The organism is Colwellia hornerae (assembly GCF_007954355.1).
GTDB classification, from domain to species: domain Bacteria; phylum Pseudomonadota; class Gammaproteobacteria; order Enterobacterales; family Alteromonadaceae; genus Colwellia_A; species Colwellia_A hornerae.
Map to the genome: position 1 here is coordinate 152,098 of NZ_VOLR01000003.1, position 17,160 is coordinate 169,257.

The 17,160-nt window shown below is 38.0% G+C and carries 17 protein-coding genes; 14 read left to right on the top strand and 3 right to left on the bottom strand.

Annotated features, from left to right (window positions below):
• Positions 1-409 precede the first annotated feature (409 nt).
• The 3 genes from ESZ26_RS02955 (at position 410) to ESZ26_RS02965 (ending at position 4,005) form a co-directional block, all read left to right on the top strand.
• Positions 410-1,543: a porin gene (locus ESZ26_RS02955; RefSeq protein WP_146797823.1), complete on the top strand. Its 1,134-nt coding sequence runs from the start codon at positions 410-412 to the stop codon at positions 1,541-1,543.
• A gap of 7 nt (positions 1,544-1,550) precedes the next feature.
• The gene (locus ESZ26_RS02960; protein ID WP_223271531.1) at positions 1,551-1,973 is read left to right on the top strand and encodes a type 2 periplasmic-binding domain-containing protein; all 423 of its coding nucleotides are present in this window, start codon (positions 1,551-1,553) and stop codon (positions 1,971-1,973) included.
• Positions 1,974-2,064: 91 nt separating this feature from the next.
• Complete coding sequence (locus tag ESZ26_RS02965; protein ID WP_146797821.1) at positions 2,065-4,005, top strand: RecQ family ATP-dependent DNA helicase; 1,941 nt, start codon at positions 2,065-2,067, stop codon at positions 4,003-4,005.
• Between the two features lie 84 nt (positions 4,006-4,089).
• Here ESZ26_RS02965 and ESZ26_RS02970 read toward each other — a convergent pair whose 3' ends face one another.
• Both ESZ26_RS02970 and ygfZ read right to left on the bottom strand, forming a co-directional pair.
• Complete coding sequence (locus ESZ26_RS02970) at positions 4,090-4,581, bottom strand: FKBP-type peptidyl-prolyl cis-trans isomerase (RefSeq protein WP_146797819.1); 492 nt, start codon at positions 4,579-4,581, stop codon at positions 4,090-4,092.
• A gap of 36 nt (positions 4,582-4,617) precedes the next feature.
• Positions 4,618-5,604 carry a tRNA-modifying protein YgfZ gene (ygfZ, locus tag ESZ26_RS02975; RefSeq protein WP_146797816.1) on the bottom strand — a complete coding sequence of 329 codons (987 nt, stop codon included), beginning with the start codon at positions 5,602-5,604 and terminating at the stop codon, positions 4,618-4,620.
• Positions 5,605-5,775: 171 nt separating this feature from the next.
• On the opposite strand from ygfZ, the gene ESZ26_RS02980 reads away from it, so the two are divergent.
• Positions 5,776-6,027: an FAD assembly factor SdhE gene (locus ESZ26_RS02980; RefSeq protein ID WP_146797815.1), complete on the top strand. Its 252-nt coding sequence runs from the start codon at positions 5,776-5,778 to the stop codon at positions 6,025-6,027.
• A 373-nt stretch (positions 6,028-6,400) separates the two neighbouring features.
• Here ESZ26_RS02980 and nadB read toward each other — a convergent pair whose 3' ends face one another.
• The gene (nadB, locus tag ESZ26_RS02985; protein ID WP_146797813.1) at positions 6,401-7,999 is read right to left on the bottom strand and encodes an L-aspartate oxidase; all 1,599 of its coding nucleotides are present in this window, start codon (positions 7,997-7,999) and stop codon (positions 6,401-6,403) included.
• A gap of 236 nt (positions 8,000-8,235) precedes the next feature.
• On the opposite strand from nadB, the gene rpoE reads away from it, so the two are divergent.
• The 10 genes from rpoE to pdxJ all read left to right on the top strand — a co-directional run bounded on the left by rpoE (position 8,236) and on the right by pdxJ (position 17,048).
• Complete coding sequence (gene rpoE / locus ESZ26_RS02990) at positions 8,236-8,814, top strand: RNA polymerase sigma factor RpoE (protein ID WP_146797811.1); 579 nt, start codon at positions 8,236-8,238, stop codon at positions 8,812-8,814.
• An 82-nt stretch (positions 8,815-8,896) separates the two neighbouring features.
• Positions 8,897-9,517: a sigma-E factor negative regulatory protein gene (locus tag ESZ26_RS02995; protein ID WP_146797809.1), complete on the top strand. Its 621-nt coding sequence runs from the start codon at positions 8,897-8,899 to the stop codon at positions 9,515-9,517.
• The gene (locus ESZ26_RS03000) at positions 9,517-10,479 is read left to right on the top strand and encodes a MucB/RseB C-terminal domain-containing protein (RefSeq protein ID WP_146797808.1); all 963 of its coding nucleotides are present in this window, start codon (positions 9,517-9,519) and stop codon (positions 10,477-10,479) included. Before ESZ26_RS02995 ends, ESZ26_RS03000 begins: the two co-directional genes overlap by 1 nt.
• The gene (locus tag ESZ26_RS03005; RefSeq protein WP_146797806.1) at positions 10,476-10,985 is read left to right on the top strand and encodes a SoxR reducing system RseC family protein; all 510 of its coding nucleotides are present in this window, start codon (positions 10,476-10,478) and stop codon (positions 10,983-10,985) included. The genes ESZ26_RS03000 and ESZ26_RS03005 overlap by 4 nt, the downstream gene beginning before the upstream one ends.
• A 255-nt stretch (positions 10,986-11,240) precedes the next feature.
• Positions 11,241-13,031, top strand: a complete 1,791-nt coding sequence (gene lepA / locus ESZ26_RS03010) for a translation elongation factor 4 (protein WP_146797804.1) — start codon at positions 11,241-11,243, stop codon at positions 13,029-13,031.
• A gap of 10 nt (positions 13,032-13,041) precedes the next feature.
• The gene (lepB, locus tag ESZ26_RS03015; protein WP_146797802.1) at positions 13,042-13,962 is read left to right on the top strand and encodes a signal peptidase I; all 921 of its coding nucleotides are present in this window, start codon (positions 13,042-13,044) and stop codon (positions 13,960-13,962) included.
• Between the two features lie 2 nt (positions 13,963-13,964).
• A complete protein-coding gene (rnc, locus tag ESZ26_RS03020; RefSeq protein WP_070374736.1) occupies positions 13,965-14,654 on the top strand; it encodes a ribonuclease III in 690 nt (229 codons plus the stop codon).
• 17 nt (positions 14,655-14,671) lie between these two features.
• The gene (gene era, locus ESZ26_RS03025) at positions 14,672-15,583 is read left to right on the top strand and encodes a GTPase Era (RefSeq protein ID WP_146797800.1); all 912 of its coding nucleotides are present in this window, start codon (positions 14,672-14,674) and stop codon (positions 15,581-15,583) included.
• A gap of 29 nt (positions 15,584-15,612) precedes the next feature.
• On the top strand, positions 15,613-16,299 hold the full coding sequence (recO, locus tag ESZ26_RS03030) for a DNA repair protein RecO (RefSeq protein WP_146797798.1): 687 nt from the start codon (positions 15,613-15,615) through the stop codon (positions 16,297-16,299).
• 17 nt (positions 16,300-16,316) lie between these two features.
• Positions 16,317-17,048 (top strand): pyridoxine 5'-phosphate synthase, encoded by a 732-nt coding sequence (gene pdxJ / locus ESZ26_RS03035; protein ID WP_146797796.1) that lies wholly within the window; start codon positions 16,317-16,319, stop codon positions 17,046-17,048.
• Positions 17,049-17,160 lie beyond the last annotated feature (112 nt).

A 17,160-nucleotide genomic window follows, 5' to 3' on the forward strand; every position in this document is an offset into this window, starting at 1 on the left:
TGATAGGTTAAAGTTTATTCACAGCACAACTCATCAATTTACATCCATTGATCGTTTATTCTTAGGCTTCAATACGACTTTATTCGCTACTAATTGAAATATCGGTGATTTTTTCAAAATGATAATTATTATTCAAAGGTTAGCGAGGTGGGTATTATATTTATCTAGATAAGACCTTAAATTTACTCGTAGCTATAGGGATAAATAGTGAAGGTATTTTTGTAGGGTTATTTTAATTAAGCTGTTAACTTTACTCTTTATTTTGTTCCTATTTTGTCATCTGATAACGCTTTTCAAATATTCATCTATACTTCATCCTGTTAGCTTACCTGTAAGCGACTTAATTTTTAACAAAATATAAACACATAAAATATAAGTACATAAAATTATAAACTCTAAGGTGGATAATATGAAAAGTAAAATAGCGGTACTGGCGCTTGCTAGTAGCTTTATTTCCTATGCAGTTCAAGCAGAGATTAATTTAAGTGGTTTTGCTTCAATAACGGGCGGAATCACTACATCGAGTGATGAAGCTTTGTATGGTTTTAACGATACCTTTGACTTTAAAAATGGTTCTTTACTGGCCATTCAAGCATCAAGTAATATCGGTGAAGGGCTTGATATTACTGCACAAATTGTTTCTCGGGGCGAAAATGACTGGGATACTAAATTTGAGTGGGCCTACGTTAGTTATAATGTTAATGATAAACTGAGACTTTTAGCGGGGCGTCAACGAGCCCCTTTCTATATGTACTCAGACTTTTTAGATGTCTCTTATGCGTATCCCTGGATAACACCTCCTCAAGGTGTTTATGACTTAATATTTAATACTTTTGACGGCCTCAGCGGCATATACAGCACTACTCTTGGAGAGTTTGACAGCACCTATCATTTTATTGTCGGTAATAATTCTGATGAAATTGAAGCTTTTGGTGAAACGACTAAGCCGAGTATGGATAATTTAATGGGGGGAGCCGCTACATTTACCCGCGATTGGCTAACATTAAGAGCGGCTTACTTTTCAGCCGACGTATCAATACCATTAATGAGTTTAGATACACTTGCCGGTAATTGGAATGCTGTTGGCTACCAAGCCTATGGTGATAACACTCGTATTTTTGAAGACAAAGGCACTTTTTGGGAGCTCGGTTTTCAAATGGATTTTGACGGCGTTATGGTTATCGGTGAATACACTAGCCTTGAAATAGATAATACCCTGCTTGGAGATGAAGAATCTTATTATCTGATGTTCAGTAAACGGTTCGACAATTACTTAATACATATTACCTACGGTGTTGATGAAACATCTATTAACGACTTTACCCGTGGACTGCCAACAGGGACGCCACTTGACGCTTTAAAATTACCAACTCAAGGGATCATTGCTTCAAGAAAAGCTGAACAGAGCTATGTAACTGTTGGTTTACGCTGGGATTTTCACAACTCAGCATCATTAAAGTTTGAATATACCGATTTTAGTGATGATATTAATAGCTCCAATGACGCGGGCTTATTCCGTACCTCACTTGTCACGATTTTTTAGGAGATTGATGATGAAATATATAAAAATCAATGCGATCTTACTCTCTACAGCCCTTAGTTTTACTGCGATTGCAGAGGTTGCTGTGATTGTTAACCCTGCAAACTCTAGTGCGTTAACTGATAGAGAAATATCACGAATTTTTTTAGGTAAAAATAAAACGTTTGCTAATGGTGCATCCGTTATGGCGGCAAATTTAAAGGATGAAAGTGCTGCTCGAGAAGAGTTTGAGAGTAAAGTGTTGAAAAAAACGAGCTACCAAGTTAAATCTTATTGGGCGAAGCTCATTTTTTCAGGTAAGGCCAAACCTTTAGCCGAATTTGATAGTGATGCAGATGTTTTAAATTTTGTTGCTGCTAACCCTGATGCTATCGGTTATATCGATGCCGCTAATGTCAGTGACAAAGTTAAAGTCATTAAAACCTTTAAGTAACTCTGTTATCATAAAACGTGTATCAACAGTGATTTTCAATTGACTGTTGGTATTCGTTTTTTTTAACTCATTTATTTAATAGGTATTTTTTGTGTCATCTCTGGTTAACTCACTCAAGCAAATCTTTGGCTTTGATGCCTTTCGTGATGGACAGCAACAAACGATTGAACAGCTCCTTAATGGCCAATCTTCTTTAGCGATATTTCCTACTGGCTCAGGTAAATCATTATGCTATCAGTTAGCCGCAATAGAACTTCCTCACTTAACTATTGTTGTTTCTCCTTTGCTGGCGCTAATGAAAGACCAATTAGCCTTTTTAGCGACCAAAGGTATAGCAGCGGCAAGTATCGACTCAACACTAACGCCACAGCAAAACCAGCAAGTCATGGCGGATACGCGTTCAGGCAAAATAAAGATTCTTATGGTGTCAGTTGAACGTTTTAAAAATGAACGCTTTCGCCAATTTATTGAGTCAGTGAATGTCTCTATGTTGGTTGTTGATGAGGCACATTGTATTTCTGAATGGGGGCATAACTTTCGCCCTGACTATTTAAAATTACCTAACTATCGCCAAGAACTCAATATCCCGCTGGTACTTTTGTTGACCGCAACCGCGACCAAAAAAGTAAAACAAGATATGGCGACTAAATTCGCTATTTTGCCCGAACATATCGTGCAAACCGGCTTTTATCGTCAAAATTTAGATTTATCAGTATTAGCGGTTTCAACTAAAGATAAAAATCAACAATTGCTAACAAGCATCGCTGGTCAAACAGGTTGTGGCATTGTTTATGTGACTTTACAGCAAAGTGCTGAGTACGTGGCGAACTTTTTGGCGCAACAAGGTTTGAATGCTCAGCCTTATCACGCCGGATTTATTAGTGAAAAACGACAGAAAATCCAAGAAGACTTTATGTCGGGAAAAGTACAAATCATCGTTGCTACTATTGCTTTTGGTATGGGGATTGATAAAGCCGATATTCGTTTTGTTATTCATTATGATTTACCAAAATCAATAGAAAACTACAGTCAGGAGATTGGCCGAGCAGGGCGCGATGGCTTAGCGTCAAATTGCATTACCCTAGCAAATTTAGATGGGTTAAATACCGTTGAAAATTTTGTTTTTGGTGATACGCCTGAACTGAGTGGTATTGAATGTGTTATACAAAACATTCAACAAGAATGTCAAAATGATCGTTGGGAATTACAAGGCTTATCACTGTCAAATACCAGTAATATTCGCCAGTTACCGATGAGAACCTTACTCGTTCAGTTAGAGCTACAGGGTATTATTAAACCGTTATTTTCATATTTTGCCGATTTCAAATATAAATTTACCACCAATAAAGACGAAGTGTTAAATTGTTTTGAAGGTGAACGCAAAGACTTCCTTGCCACTATTTTTAAATACAGCGGCTTTAAGAAAGTATGGGGAGAGCCAGACTTTGAGGCACTATTTCAGCATTATGGCTGTGACCGTGGTCGAGTGATTATTGCCTTGGAATACCTGCAAGAGCAACAATTAATCACCTTGGAAACAAAAAAAATCACTGAAGTGTTTAGTGTTAATAAAGCGCTATTGTCGGCCGAGATTCTTGCTAAGTCACTACATGATTATTTTGTCGAAAAAGAAGAAAAAGAAATAAAACGTATTGCGACATTGGTGCGTTTTTTTGAGTTGAAAACTTGTTTGAGTCGAAACTTATCTCTGTATTTTAATGATAAAAATAGCCCTGAAAATTGTGGGCATTGTTCGGTATGTCGTGGAGAAGTCGCTAAGCTAAGTTATTCACAAGAAAGTGCTCTGCCAGATGACGCCTTAATAGCTCACATGCTAACCGCACTTATCGAACATATGTCGACCAAGCACAAAGGTGTTTTATCTTTGGAAACAATGTGTCGATTTTTAACTGGATTAACCGTACCGCTTTTTAGCCGCAATAAAGTAAAGCAGCTATCTGGCTTTGGCTGTTGTGAAAATATTCGTTATCAAGAAGTGCGTGAAAAAGTTATCGCGGTTATGAAGAATTAACGGCGATTAATGAATGAAAAAGGCGAAATATAATGTCATTTATATTTCGCCTTGTTATTTTTTCGAATTAAGTATTTATCAATATTAGTCGTGGTTGTGGCCACAACCACCTTCACCATGGACGTGTCCATGCTTCAATTCATCTTCTGTGGCATCACGGACTTCTAAAATTTCCACATCAAATTTTAAATCAATACCGGCTAAAGGGTGATTTCCGTCAACGGTGATTTCATCCTCGGTGACATCAATAACAATAACTGTTTGCTCACCATCATCAGTGGTTGCACGTAATTGTGAACCAACTGCTAGATCTTCAACGCTTTCAAACATACTTTTTGGAACGGTTTGTACAAACTCATCATGGCGATCACCATAAGCATTTTCGGCACTGACTTCGACTTCGAATTTATCATCAACAACATGATCCGTTAAGGCATCTTCTAAGCCCGGAATGAGATAACCTGTGCCGTGAATAATAGATAAAGGGCTGTGATCATAAGAGCTGTCAATGAGGGTGTCTTCGCTGTCAGATACGGCATAGTGTAAAACGACAACTTTGTTTTCTGAAATTTTCATTATATGTCCTAAATTTTAAATAAATGTAACTAGCGACTATTCCGCTAAGTTATATGGTAATTCTACTAAGCTTAATGCCGAGTTTTCGTGGTTTTTAATCCGTAAATTTGTGGTGCTATCTATATCACTGGCTAAAACAGCCTGGAGATAATAAATACCATCATCACTAATATAGCTTGCTAAAATGTCACCGGCTTTACGCCAGTTTTCACCTAACTGTTGCTCAATAATATCACCTGCTTGCAAGGTTATTAACTCATTATTTGCAGATTTACTTTTTAACGAAAATAAAGCCCGTTTGTTTTTTCCTAAATATTGCATGCGAGCAACAGTTTCCTGTCCTAAGTAACAACCTTTAGTAAAACTTATGCCGTGAATCGCTTGTAAATTGAGCATTTGCGGCACATAAGTAGTAACCGTTTCTGGTGCTAGCAAGGGGAAACCTTCGTTAATTTCGATTAAATTCCACAACGCTTGAGAATACGTGACCAAGGCAAAGTCATTAATCATTTGTTCAGCAGCCTTCGCCTCGTCAATAATAAGATAACGTGTTAACTTTCCTGCTAGGTAGACAATAGTGGTACTACCGACTTGTAAAACCGGAGTTAAGCTATTGGGCAATTCAACAAATTTCTGATGTAGCACCGCTGTTGCCTTCTTTCCTGCAACGGCATAAAAGGCTAGATCTGTTGTTTGTTCAATAGTTACTTTGGCAAATACGCCAAACTTTTTTAGTTCTGCTAATGACTGGTTAATGCTGGTTATAGGTTGTAAAAGTAAATGGATATTTTGACGATTAATCAATCGAAAAACTGAAAATACTTTCCCTTTAGCGTCGCAATGACCACCCAATAATAAGTTGTTATCTGTCAGAGTATTTACATCACAAGTCACTTGTCCTTGTAGATATTTACTTTGTTCTGTTCCATGTACAGCAATTGCACCATATTCAGCTAAACTAATGATACAAGCATCGGGAAGGTTATCGTAATTTGGTAAGGTATTTTCAACAGAAATTGTCATAATTAAATTAGCATTTTTATTTTATCGATAGCTTAAATAATGAGGACTTTCTTGTGAAATTCAAGGTGTATATGATATTCGTTAGTTTATTTTTATAGATCGGATAAACAATATTGTAATGGCAAATGACTTTGTTAGAATAAGCCTAAATTTTATTTTACTGAGAGTTATATGTCTTTAACCGATAATAAACCGCGTTTAAGATGGGCTTGCCGTCGTGGAATGCTTGAATTAGATATACTTTTTATGCCTTTTGTTGAAGAGGCTTATGATTTGCTTTCAGAAAAAGAGAAGCAAGTTTTTGAACGTTTACTTGAAGAGCAAGACCCTGAATTATTTGCTTGGTTTATGGGGCATCAAGTGTGTGAAGACAAAGAACTTAACGCCATGGTACAGCTTATCCTCAAACGAGTTAAAGTTTAATATAACTGTTGAGCATCCGCATAAAAAATTCAATTTTATGCGGATCTTCTATACCGAACCCGATAGCTTTACCCTTAATATCATGGGTGAATGCCAGTTTTCGGCTGAAGATAAAAGGCAATTAAGCGCGAGCAGTCGCATTGGTTTTTGGGGGTGTTGGTTGGTTTTTGAAGATAATTTATCGGCAGAGCTTAGCCCCCTGAAAGATAATTTTTTGAAAAGGTGGCTAACACAACGAATGTTACCCAGCTATTTTATTTTCAAAACAAGCTTATCAGCTAAACAATATTCAAGATTATGCCGCGTTATTATTAAGTTGAATAACCCAAACTAGGGTAACTAATACCTTGATAACTCAGCATAACACTTCATATTAGGGGCTTAAAACGGTTGAGGTTGCTATCTCACTCAACTCAGGATAGTCAAGCGTGTAGTGTAAGCCTCTACTTTCTTTACGTTCCATCGCACATCTAATAATTAATTCAGCCACTTGCACTAAATTTCTTAATTCTAATAAATTATTACTGACTCTAAAGTTTTGATAGTAATCGTCTATTTCTCTCTGCAACAATTCAACACGGTGCAATGCTCTTTCTAAACGTTTTGTTGTTCTAACAATACCGACATAATCCCACATAAATAACCGTAGTTCATGCCAGTTATGCTGTATAACCACTTCTTCATCAGAATTTGTAACGCGACTTTCATCCCAAGCGGGTAACGCGACAATGCTTTGCTGAAGGTCAATTTTTTGTTCTATGTCTAAAGCCGCTGCGCGGGCAAACACTAAACATTCTAATAACGAATTACTTGCCATACGATTAGCGCCGTGTAAACCGGTATAAGCGACTTCTCCAATAGCATATAAGCTCTCAATATCAGTCTTACCTTGCTTGTTAATCATGACACCACCACAGGTGTAATGAGCAGCAGGTACGACGGGCATAGGTTGCTTGGTAATATCTATGCCTAAAGATTGTGTCTTTTCATAGATATTAGGGAAATGTTGCTTAATGAAATCAGCAGGCTTGTGGCTAATATCTAAATACATACAATCAGCACCAAGGCGTTTCATTTCAAAATCAATGGCACGGGCAACAATATCTCGTGGTGCAAGCTCGGCGCGCTCATCGAAGCTTGGCATAAATCGGCTGCCATCAGGACGACGTAAAATTGCCCCTTCACCACGTAATGCTTCCGTTAATAAAAAATTTCCGGCATCAGGATGAAATAAGCATGTCGGGTGGAATTGGTTAAACTCCATATTGGCGACACGGCATCCTGCTCGCCAGGCCATGGCTATACCGTCGCCGCTGGCAACATCAGGATTTGAAGTATATTGGTAAACCTTACTGGCGCCACCTGTAGCTAAAATTGTTTTTCGGGCAAAAATACGTTCAACACATTCGCTATTTCGGTTCCAGATGTAGGCACCAATACAGCGTTTTTGCTGATGATTATCTTCGCTTGGCTGTTCACAAACTAAATCAACAGCATTGTAGCGTTCAAAAATTCGAATACGTGGGTGATTTTTAACTTGATCGACTAACGTGGTTTGAATGGCTTGACCTGTGGCGTCAGCAGAGTGAAGAATTCTGCGATGACTATGCCCACCTTCACGGGTTAGATGATAACGTAACTCACCTTTTTCATCTTCTTCTTGGTCAAAGTTAACACCTTGGCCAATCAGCCACTCTAGACATGCTCGCGCATTTTCAGCGGTAAACTGCACTATGTCTTGGTCGCACAAACCAGCACCGGCAATTAAAGTGTCATTAACATGATCGGCAACACTATCATTCTCATCAAAAACAGCAGCGATACCTCCTTGGGCATAAAAGGTCGAACCTTCATTAACCAAAGCTTTGCTGAGCACGACGATATCGGCATTATTTGCTAAATGTAATGCAAGCGTTAAACCTGCTGCACCACTACCAATAATTAATACATCACAGTTGTGTTGTTTGTTCATAAAGTTATGATTTTAATGTATTCTACATATAGCAGGAATCTTAACGGTTATTCAGCTGTGGGAACAGATAAAATGGGCTGTATTTAGAAATAAACAGTAAATTTGATAGTTTTATTAATTATTTTAATTTTTTTCGAACTTTTTCAAACGAGTGTAGTCCTACTTGATGTGTTTGCCATGAGCCAAATGTTGAACCGGATTTTAGAAGTAAGTGATAATTAGGAGTATTGGCTCAGATGAGCGAAATAAACGTTGACCAAAAATTGGTTGAACGAGTACAGCGCGGAGATAAAAATGCTTTTAACCTTTTGGTGACAAAGTATCAGCATAAAGTAGCAAATTTAGTGTCGCGTTATGTAAAAAATCACAGTGATGTACCCGATATAGTTCAAGAAGCATTTATTAAAGCCTATAGAGCTTTACCTAATTTTAGAGGAGATAGTGCTTTTTATACTTGGCTTTATCGTATAGCCGTTAATTGCGCAAAGAACCATATGGTGGCGAGCAATCGAAAACCACCAGGTTCGGATATAGAAGTAGAAGATGCCGAGATTTATGATTCAGGTGAAGCTTTGCGAGAAAATGCTTCTCCTGAGAAGTTATTATTAACCAATGAAATCAAAAAAGTTATTTTTGATACCATTGAGCAACTGCCCAATGATTTGCGAACGGCAATTAACCTTCGAGAGTTAGAAGGGTTAAGTTACGAAGAAATAGCACATATCATGGATTGTCCTGTAGGGACTGTGCGTTCGAGAATATTTAGAGCTCGAGACGCGGTAGATAAAAAAATTAGGCCACTACTACAAAGCTAGTTTTTAACATTAGCTTTGCGGTATAAAAGATAAAATTAATTTAATTCACACGAATGTAAGTGTTAATTTTTAAGGTGTATATATGAGTGAAGGTAAGTTTGAGACAGTGTCATCTTGTGTTGATAATTTTCAACATGATGAGCAAACGTTTGATAATATTATCAACGATGAACATTTGTCGACTACTTGGGATCGTTATCATTTAATTGGAGATGTTTTACGTAATGACACTCCTGATGTTTTACAACTTGATTTATCTGCCGAAATAGCAAAAGCTATTGCCGCTGAGCCAACCGTCTTAGCCCCGAAAACGACTAATGTTTTTATGCTTAAGTTAAAAGCTAAAGTAGTCGAGTTTGCTAAACCTGTTGGTCAATTAGCGATTGCTGCTTCAGCGGCAGGTTTAATGGTTTTAGGTGTGCAAAGTAATGTTGCACAGAATAATGAAACTATTTTACCTAGCCAAATAGTGAAAACTATTCCTATGGCGGGTATTGCTGAACCGGTAAGTTTGAACTTTCAAGAACCAGACAGAGCTTCACAAAAGCAAGCTTTTATTGACCAACAACGTCGTTTTCATGCTTTGCTGTCTGATCATCAACAACAAATTAAATTAGGTTCACTGACTGTTGATAGTACGAATACAGATAATGAAAGTGAAACAACAAGTATTGACAACAAAAAGGCTAATAAAAGTAATTAATGAAATTCTTAAGCTATGTTTTACTGCTGTTAAGCATCAGTTTTTCAGCGGTTGGTGAAGAAAGTGAGCCCGCAAAAGTTTGGCTCGAACGTTTATCTAGCGCATTAAATAAACTTAATTTTAGCACCTCTTTTGTTGTTGTAAAAAATAATCAAGCGCAGCCATATCACTGGTTTCATGGCGTCGATGAAAGCGGTAAAGAACTTGAGATACTTTCTTTACTTAATGGACCACGTCGCGATATTTTACGCAAAGGCAACGTAGTAAGTTATATCGAGCCTGAACTGCCTCCTTATTCAGTGACTTCTCAACAAATTAGTGGCCCCATTCCTGCTATTTTAGCGGGTGATATTTCTCAATTAGAAAATATCTATGATTTTATTTCTGTTGGCCGGAGTCGTGTTTTAGGCCGCCCCGCACAATTAATCAGAATAGAAGCAAAGAATAACCACCGTTATGCCTATTGGCTTTGGTTGGATCAACAATCAAGCATGCTATTAAAGTTGTCTATTGTGACGAAACAAGGGCAACAATTAGAACAAATTCAGTTCACGCATCTAGAGATCACAGATAAACCTTCAGAAAGTGTCTTACAGCTAAATGAGACCGAACTTCCTGTGCTAGTTGATATTCCTGAAGAATATCAACAGCAAGAACTACAATGGGATGTTAATTGGCTGCCCGAAGGTTTTACGAAAATTAATGCGAATCGACATAAAATATCACTAACAAAACAACCCGTTGAGTTTATGCTGTTGAGTGATGGTCTGGTAGATATTTCAATTTATGTTAACAGTAGTCAAGAAAAACAGCGTAATGCTGACTTTGTTATGGATGGAGCAACGTTGGTGTTAAACCAAGTGAACGATGGCATTGAAGTGAGTGTTGTCGGAAAAATTCCTTCTAAAACAGCGAAAGCTATTGCCGACGCTATCACCATAAAACCACCGCAAAAACCATGATCGAAGAAAATGCTACCGTTGTTGCAATCGAATCAGCGGCGGAGCTAAATGCCGGTCTAAGCGCTATGCATAAAGTGACAGTAGAAAGCCAAATTAAATCAAGTTGCAGCGGCTGTAAACAGGTTGATAACTGCGGCAGTGGCCAAGTGGCTAAAGCTTTCCCGCAAGCTAAACTTAGCTTGGCACTAGAAACTGAATTAGCCGTAAAAGTTGGTGATACTGTGGTGTTGGGCTTATCGGATAAGCATTTATTATTAACCGCTTGGCAGGTTTATCTATGGCCATTGTTGGGGTTAGTTATAGCGTCAGTATTTGGCCAGTGGCTGGTTGAAAATAACGTATTTAGCCATGAGCTATTTGCGATAGCGTTAGGTGTTTTGGGCGGGTACATAGGTTTTACGCTCGCGAGACACCAGCAAAAACGTGGTAAATATTGTAATTTGTTAATCCCAAAAATTCTTCGTATAAATAACTCGGCAATAAATATCGTCGAAATTAGCGATTAAACCTCTTCGATAACTTCCATGCTCAGGGCAAAGGCTAAATAAGCACTTATGTCTAATAGGTTTTAGCAATATATTTACTCTTATCTGCAATTAATGTCGAGTAACTTCTCCATTCTCGACTTGCTGAAACCCCTATCTTGAAGTGGAACGGCTATATACACAAGTTAACACAACATAAAGATAGCCGCAGAGCGCTAAATTCGCTAAAATCTCATCACTATTGAATTAACCACAGCATTATTTGAACTTCCATTTATGAAAAATATACGTAACTTTTCAATTATCGCCCACATCGATCATGGTAAATCTACACTTTCTGATCGCTTGATCCAACATTGTGGTGGCTTACAAGAACGTGAAATGGAAGCACAAGTCCTAGATTCTATGGACATTGAGCGCGAGCGTGGCATCACTATCAAAGCACAAAGTGTTACGCTTGATTACCTAGCCAAAAATGGTGAAACGTATCAGCTTAACTTTATCGATACGCCGGGTCATGTTGATTTTTCTTATGAAGTTTCGCGCTCACTTGCTTCTTGTGAAGGTGCTTTACTTGTTGTCGATGCCGGACAAGGTGTTGAAGCACAAACTGTTGCTAACTGTTATACCGCTCTTGAAATGGATCTAGAAGTTATTCCAATTTTAAATAAAATTGATTTACCGCAAGCGGATCCTGATCGTGTGAGTGAAGAAATTGAAGATATCATTGGTATTGATGCAACAGGCGCTGTGCAGTGCTCTGCAAAAACAGGCTTAGGTATCGAAGATGTTTTAGAAACCATAGTTGCCAATATTCCTGCACCTACTGGTGATCCTACCGGTAACTTACAAGCCTTGATCATTGATTCTTGGTTTGATAACTATCAAGGTGTTGTTTCATTAGTACGTGTGATGAATGGTGAAGTGAAAAAAGGCGATAAAATGGTGGTCATGTCTACAGGACAAGTTCACCAAATTGATAAAGTCGGAATATTTACACCGAAACAAAAAGAAACGGGTATTTTGAGAACCGGTGAAGTTGGTTTTATTATTGCCGGTATTAAAGAAATTCATGGTGCGCCAGTAGGCGATACTATCACCATCAGTAAAAAAGAAGCTGCCAAAGCGCTTGCCGGTTTCAAAAAAGTTCAACCACAAGTTTATGCCGGAATATTCCCTATAAGTTCTGATGATTACGAAAATTTCCGTGATGCTTTGAACAAGTTAAGCCTAAACGATGCTTCATTGTTTTTTGAACCAGAAAATTCATCTGCGCTTGGCTTTGGCTTTCGTATTGGTTTCCTCGGTATGCTGCATATGGAGATTGTTCAAGAGCGTTTAGCGCGTGAATATGATCTTGACCTGATCACAACCGCACCTACGGTTAACTATGAAATTGCTTGTACTAATGGCGACGTTATATCTATCGATAACCCGGGTGATTTACCGGCTATTAATAGTATTGAAGAAATTCGTGAACCTATCGTTGAAGCTAATATTTTAGTGCCCCAAGAACATTTAGGTAATGTTATTACTTTATGTATCGAAAAACGTGGTGTACAAAAAGATATTATCTATCATGGAAAACAAGTAGCAGTCAGATATGAGCTGCCCATGGCTGAAGTGGTGATGGACTTTTTTGATAAGTTAAAATCAACCAGTCGTGGTTATGCTTCACTTGATTATAATTTTATCCGCTTTGAAGCTGCCGACATGGTGCGTGTTGATGTGATGATTAATGGCGATCGTGTTGATGCATTAGCGATGATAACGCACCGAGGAAACTCTGTTGCACGTGGTCGTATGCTCGTGGATAAATTAAAAGAACTTATCCATCGTCAGATGTTTGATATTGCTATTCAGGCGGCCATAGGTAATAACGTAATTGCCCGTACTACCGTTAAGCAATTACGAAAAAATGTTACCGCAAAATGTTATGGTGGTGATATTTCTCGTAAGAAAAAATTACTACAAAAACAAAAAGATGGTAAAAAACGTATGAAGCAAGTTGGCAACGTTGAAGTACCTCAAGAAGCGTTTTTAGCTGTACTTAAATTAGAAAGTTAGTAGGGAAGTTATGGCTGTTTATTTTTCAATATTTCTCGTTATTATTACTAGTATCACTGGCGTTGTTTGGTTGGCTGATAAGTTTTATTTAGCCGCGCAACGTCAATTAAAATTAGTGGACGCTCAGGCTCAATGCAAAGAAGCGTTGTCAGATGACGTTATCGCTAACTTAGTAGAGCCTTCAGTATTTGTTGATACTTCGGTACAAATATTTCCAGTTATCGCCTTTGTATTGATTTTACGTTCATTTTTATGGGAACCGTTTCAAATACCTTCGGGCTCTATGATGCCAACATTACTTGATGGCGACTTTATCTTAGTGAATAAGTTCAATTATGGCTTACGCGATCCAGTCGCACGTAATAAATTTTTTGAAGTAGGGCTACCTGAGCGCGGTGATGTTATTGTTTTTAAATACCCTCGCGACCCACAAATTGACTATATTAAACGTGTTATTGGTTTGCCAGGCGACAGAATTATCTATCGTAACAAATCGATATATATTAAACCTGCTTGTCAAGAAAGTGACGTTAAATGTCCAGACTTTGAGCAAGTAGTAAACACCTTTAAGAAAGATAACGAGTCACCAGACGGTTCATATGGTCTAAGTCGTTACACGGCTGATATGCCAAATAAAACACATGATATTTTAATGGATAATCAAATATTGCCGCGTACTCAGCATTATTATCAACAAAATAATACTCAACGTGATGAATTCTTGGTCCCTGAAGGTCATTATTATGTTATGGGTGACAATCGTGACAATAGTCTTGATGGACGTTTTTGGGGCTTTGTGCCCGAAGAAAATCTTGTTGGCGAAGCCGTAGCAATTTGGATGAGTTTTGATTTTGATCGTGACGAAGATAGTTTTTTACCTAAGTGGATACCGACTAATGTCAGGTTTTCACGTTTAGGTGGAATAAACTAATCGTGAAAAGCTCAGCAGTCGCACTAACTAGACTCAGTAAAAAGTTAGGATATACCTTTAATGATAATGACTTATTGCTTCAAGCATTAACACACCGAAGTGCTAAAGGAACTCATAACGAACGTTTAGAGTTTCTGGGCGACTCTATACTTGGTTTTGTCATTGCTGAAGTACTTTATCAGCAATTTCCTTCTCATGACGAAGGTGATTTAACACGTATGCGCTCTAGCCTTGTGCGAGGTGTTACCTTAGCTGAAATTGGCCGAGGCTTTAATTTAGGCGAATACTTAATTTTAGGCCCAGGTGAATTAAAAAGTGGTGGTCATCGTCGAGATTCCATTTTAGAAGATGCCGTTGAAGCAATTATCGGCGCTGTCTATTTAGATTCAGATAACGACACCACTAAAGCGTTAGTGCTTAGCTGGTTTGCTGAACGATTAGATATTATTAGACCCGGTAACGAACAAAAAGATCCTAAAACACGTTTACAAGAATATTTACAAGCACGTAAAATTGCTTTACCACTTTATGAAGTCATTCACACCAGTGGTCAGTCTCATAATCAACAGTTTACTGTGCGATGTACAACCAATGTGATAAACACCGAAGTGATCACTAAAGGCACTAGCCGTCGTAAAGCCGAACAAGCCGCAGCGCAACAAGTACTCGCGCTCATTTTTGATAAAAAATAACTCAGCGAAATATTATCATGACAAGTGAAAATAAACATTGTGGCTTAATTGCTATTGTCGGTCGTCCTAATGTTGGTAAATCAACATTGCTTAACAGCTTGTTAGGCCAAAAAATTAGTATCACCTCACGCAAGCCACAAACGACACGCCATCGTATTTTAGGAATTTTAACAGAAGAAAATAAACAAGCGGTATTAGTTGATACACCTGGTTTACACTCTGATGAAAAACGTGCAATTAATCGCTTAATGAATCGCGCAGCAAGTAGTTCAATCGCAGAAGTAGAATTAGTGGTTTTTCTGGTTGAAGGAACACATTGGACAACTGACGATGAACTTGTGCTTAGTAAGATAAAAAAATCGGGCGCACGATGTATTTTAGTGATTAATAAAATTGATAATGTCCAAGATAAAGAATCATTATTACCTCACTTGCAAAAATTAGGCGAGAAGCACGACTTTAGCGATATCGTACCTATCTCTGCAGCGAAAGGCGATAACGTCGATACTATTCGTCAACTTTGTCTTAGTTCACTTCCCGCAGGTGACTTCTGGTTCCCAGATGATTATGTTACTGACCGTTCAAGTCGTTTTATGGCCTCTGAAATCATTCGTGAAAAACTTATTCGTTTCACCGGTGATGAATTACCGTACTCAACGACTGTTGAAGTTGAGCAATTTAAAATGGACGAAAAGGGTATCATCCATATTAATGCGCTCATCTTAGTGGAAAGAAAAAGCCAGAAGCGTATGGTTATCGGTAATGGTGGAGAGCGACTTAAAACTATTGGTCAAGAAGCTCGCCGTGATATGGAAGCGCTTTTTGAGCAAAAAGTGTTTCTTGAAACCTGGGTAAAAGTGAAATCTGGTTGGGCTGATGATGAACGTGCACTTCGTAGTTTAGGCTACGGGGATGAATATTCAGGTTAGACTTTGACCCGTCTACTGGACTAAAAATAATGGAAGAATTTGAGCAAAGTGCATTTTTGTTGCATTCACGACCCTATCGTGAAAATCAAATATTGCTTGAATTCTTAACCGCTCATCAAGGAAAAGTGTCTGCCATTTCTTATTTAGGTAAGTCTTTAAAATCTAATAAGAAAGCTTTACTACAACCTTTTTCGCCACTAAAAATCGTTTTGAAAGGTCAAGGAAACCTCAAGTATTTACAACGTGTCGAACCCGAAAGAAAATCCTACCAGCTCAGTGGTAATTACCTCTACAGTGGCTTTTACCTTAATGAGTTACAAGTACGTCTACTAGGCGAACATATCCCCTACGACGAACTTTTTGGTCAATATCAACAAAGCATTGAACAATTATCGGAACAACGTTCAATTGAGTTTATATTGAGAAATTTTGAAAATAGGTTACTAGAAGAATTAGGGCTAACGATTGATTATTCTCCGATATTTCCAGAAAAAATTCATCGTTATCATTATTTTCCTGAGCAGGGTTTTGTCCCAGTAGTAAGCAAACAGGTACAGACTGGTTATAATGCAGTGCATTTAAAAGCGATTGCCCAAGAAGATTTATCATCTAAAGACGTAATGCAAACGTATAAAGTACTGATGCGACAAATTATTAATCATTTACTTGATGGTAAACCATTAAATAGCCGAAAACTATTTACAAAAAATTCATAAATTTAAGAGATAATAAAATGAGCGAACTATTCTTAGGCGTAAATGTTGACCATATTGCTACCTTACGAGAAGCAAGGGGCACAAATTATCCTGATCCCGTTTATGCTGCATCAGTAGCAGAACATGCTGGTGCCGATGGTATTACTGTCCATTTACGTGAAGACCGTCGTCATATCCAAGACCGAGACATTTATGTACTAAAACAAACACTTCATACCCGAATGAATTTTGAAATGGCGGTCACTGATGAAATGTTGGCTATCGCTTGTGAGGTTAAACCGGCATTTTGTTGTCTTGTTCCTGAAAAACGTGCTGAGCTGACGACTGAAGGCGGCTTAGACGTGGTTGGTCATTTAGATAAAATTAGCCGCGCAGTGGCACAATTAACGGCGGCGGGCATAGAAACAAGTTTGTTTATTGATGCAGATAAAAGCCAAATTGATGCTGCTATAGCAAGCAAAGCCCCTTATATTGAAATTCACACTGGCCATTATGCTGATGCTAAAAATGAACAAGATCAAAAGATTGAATTGATCCGGCTAATTGAAGGTATCAAATATGCGCACGCAAATGGTTTAAAAGTTAATGCCGGACACGGTTTAAATTACTTTAACGTTAAACCTATTGCGGCAATCGAAGAGATAATCGAACTCAACATCGGTCATGCTATTATTGCTCGAGCGGTGATTGATGGATTAGATAAGGCTATTCGTGATATGAAACAGCTTATGAGAGAAGCGCGTAGTTAACTCTTTAGTTCATCGCTATTAGCAGCTAACCGGTAGAATTGATAAAATTCTGCCTTATTTAACCAAGTGAAGCTAAGATAAATGTTATGACAACACTTAGCGTAAAACAAGA

What these genes read in the sequence shown, in the direction of transcription:
- ESZ26_RS02955 (WP_146797823.1), top strand. Translation starts at nt 410, where the DNA reads ATGAAAAGTAAAATAGCGGTACTGGCGCTTGCTAGTAGCTTTATTTCC.
- ESZ26_RS02960 (WP_223271531.1), top strand. Translation starts at nt 1,551, where the DNA reads ATGATGAAATATATAAAAATCAATGCGATCTTACTCTCTACAGCCCTT.
- ESZ26_RS02970 (WP_146797819.1), bottom strand. Translation starts at nt 4,581, where the DNA reads ATGAAAATTTCAGAAAACAAAGTTGTCGTTTTACACTATGCCGTATCT.
- ygfZ (WP_146797816.1), bottom strand. Translation starts at nt 5,604, where the DNA reads ATGACAATTTCTGTTGAAAATACCTTACCAAATTACGATAACCTTCCC.
- ESZ26_RS02980 (WP_146797815.1), top strand. Translation starts at nt 5,776, where the DNA reads ATGTCTTTAACCGATAATAAACCGCGTTTAAGATGGGCTTGCCGTCGT.
- nadB (WP_146797813.1), bottom strand. Translation starts at nt 7,999, where the DNA reads ATGAACAAACAACACAACTGTGATGTATTAATTATTGGTAGTGGTGCA.
- rpoE (WP_146797811.1), top strand. Translation starts at nt 8,236, where the DNA reads ATGAGCGAAATAAACGTTGACCAAAAATTGGTTGAACGAGTACAGCGC.
- ESZ26_RS02995 (WP_146797809.1), top strand. Translation starts at nt 8,897, where the DNA reads ATGAGTGAAGGTAAGTTTGAGACAGTGTCATCTTGTGTTGATAATTTT.
- ESZ26_RS03000 (WP_146797808.1), top strand. Translation starts at nt 9,517, where the DNA reads ATGAAATTCTTAAGCTATGTTTTACTGCTGTTAAGCATCAGTTTTTCA.
- ESZ26_RS03005 (WP_146797806.1), top strand. Translation starts at nt 10,476, where the DNA reads ATGATCGAAGAAAATGCTACCGTTGTTGCAATCGAATCAGCGGCGGAG.
- lepA (WP_146797804.1), top strand. Translation starts at nt 11,241, where the DNA reads ATGAAAAATATACGTAACTTTTCAATTATCGCCCACATCGATCATGGT.
- lepB (WP_146797802.1), top strand. Translation starts at nt 13,042, where the DNA reads ATGGCTGTTTATTTTTCAATATTTCTCGTTATTATTACTAGTATCACT.
- era (WP_146797800.1), top strand. Translation starts at nt 14,672, where the DNA reads ATGACAAGTGAAAATAAACATTGTGGCTTAATTGCTATTGTCGGTCGT.
- recO (WP_146797798.1), top strand. Translation starts at nt 15,613, where the DNA reads ATGGAAGAATTTGAGCAAAGTGCATTTTTGTTGCATTCACGACCCTAT.
- pdxJ (WP_146797796.1), top strand. Translation starts at nt 16,317, where the DNA reads ATGAGCGAACTATTCTTAGGCGTAAATGTTGACCATATTGCTACCTTA.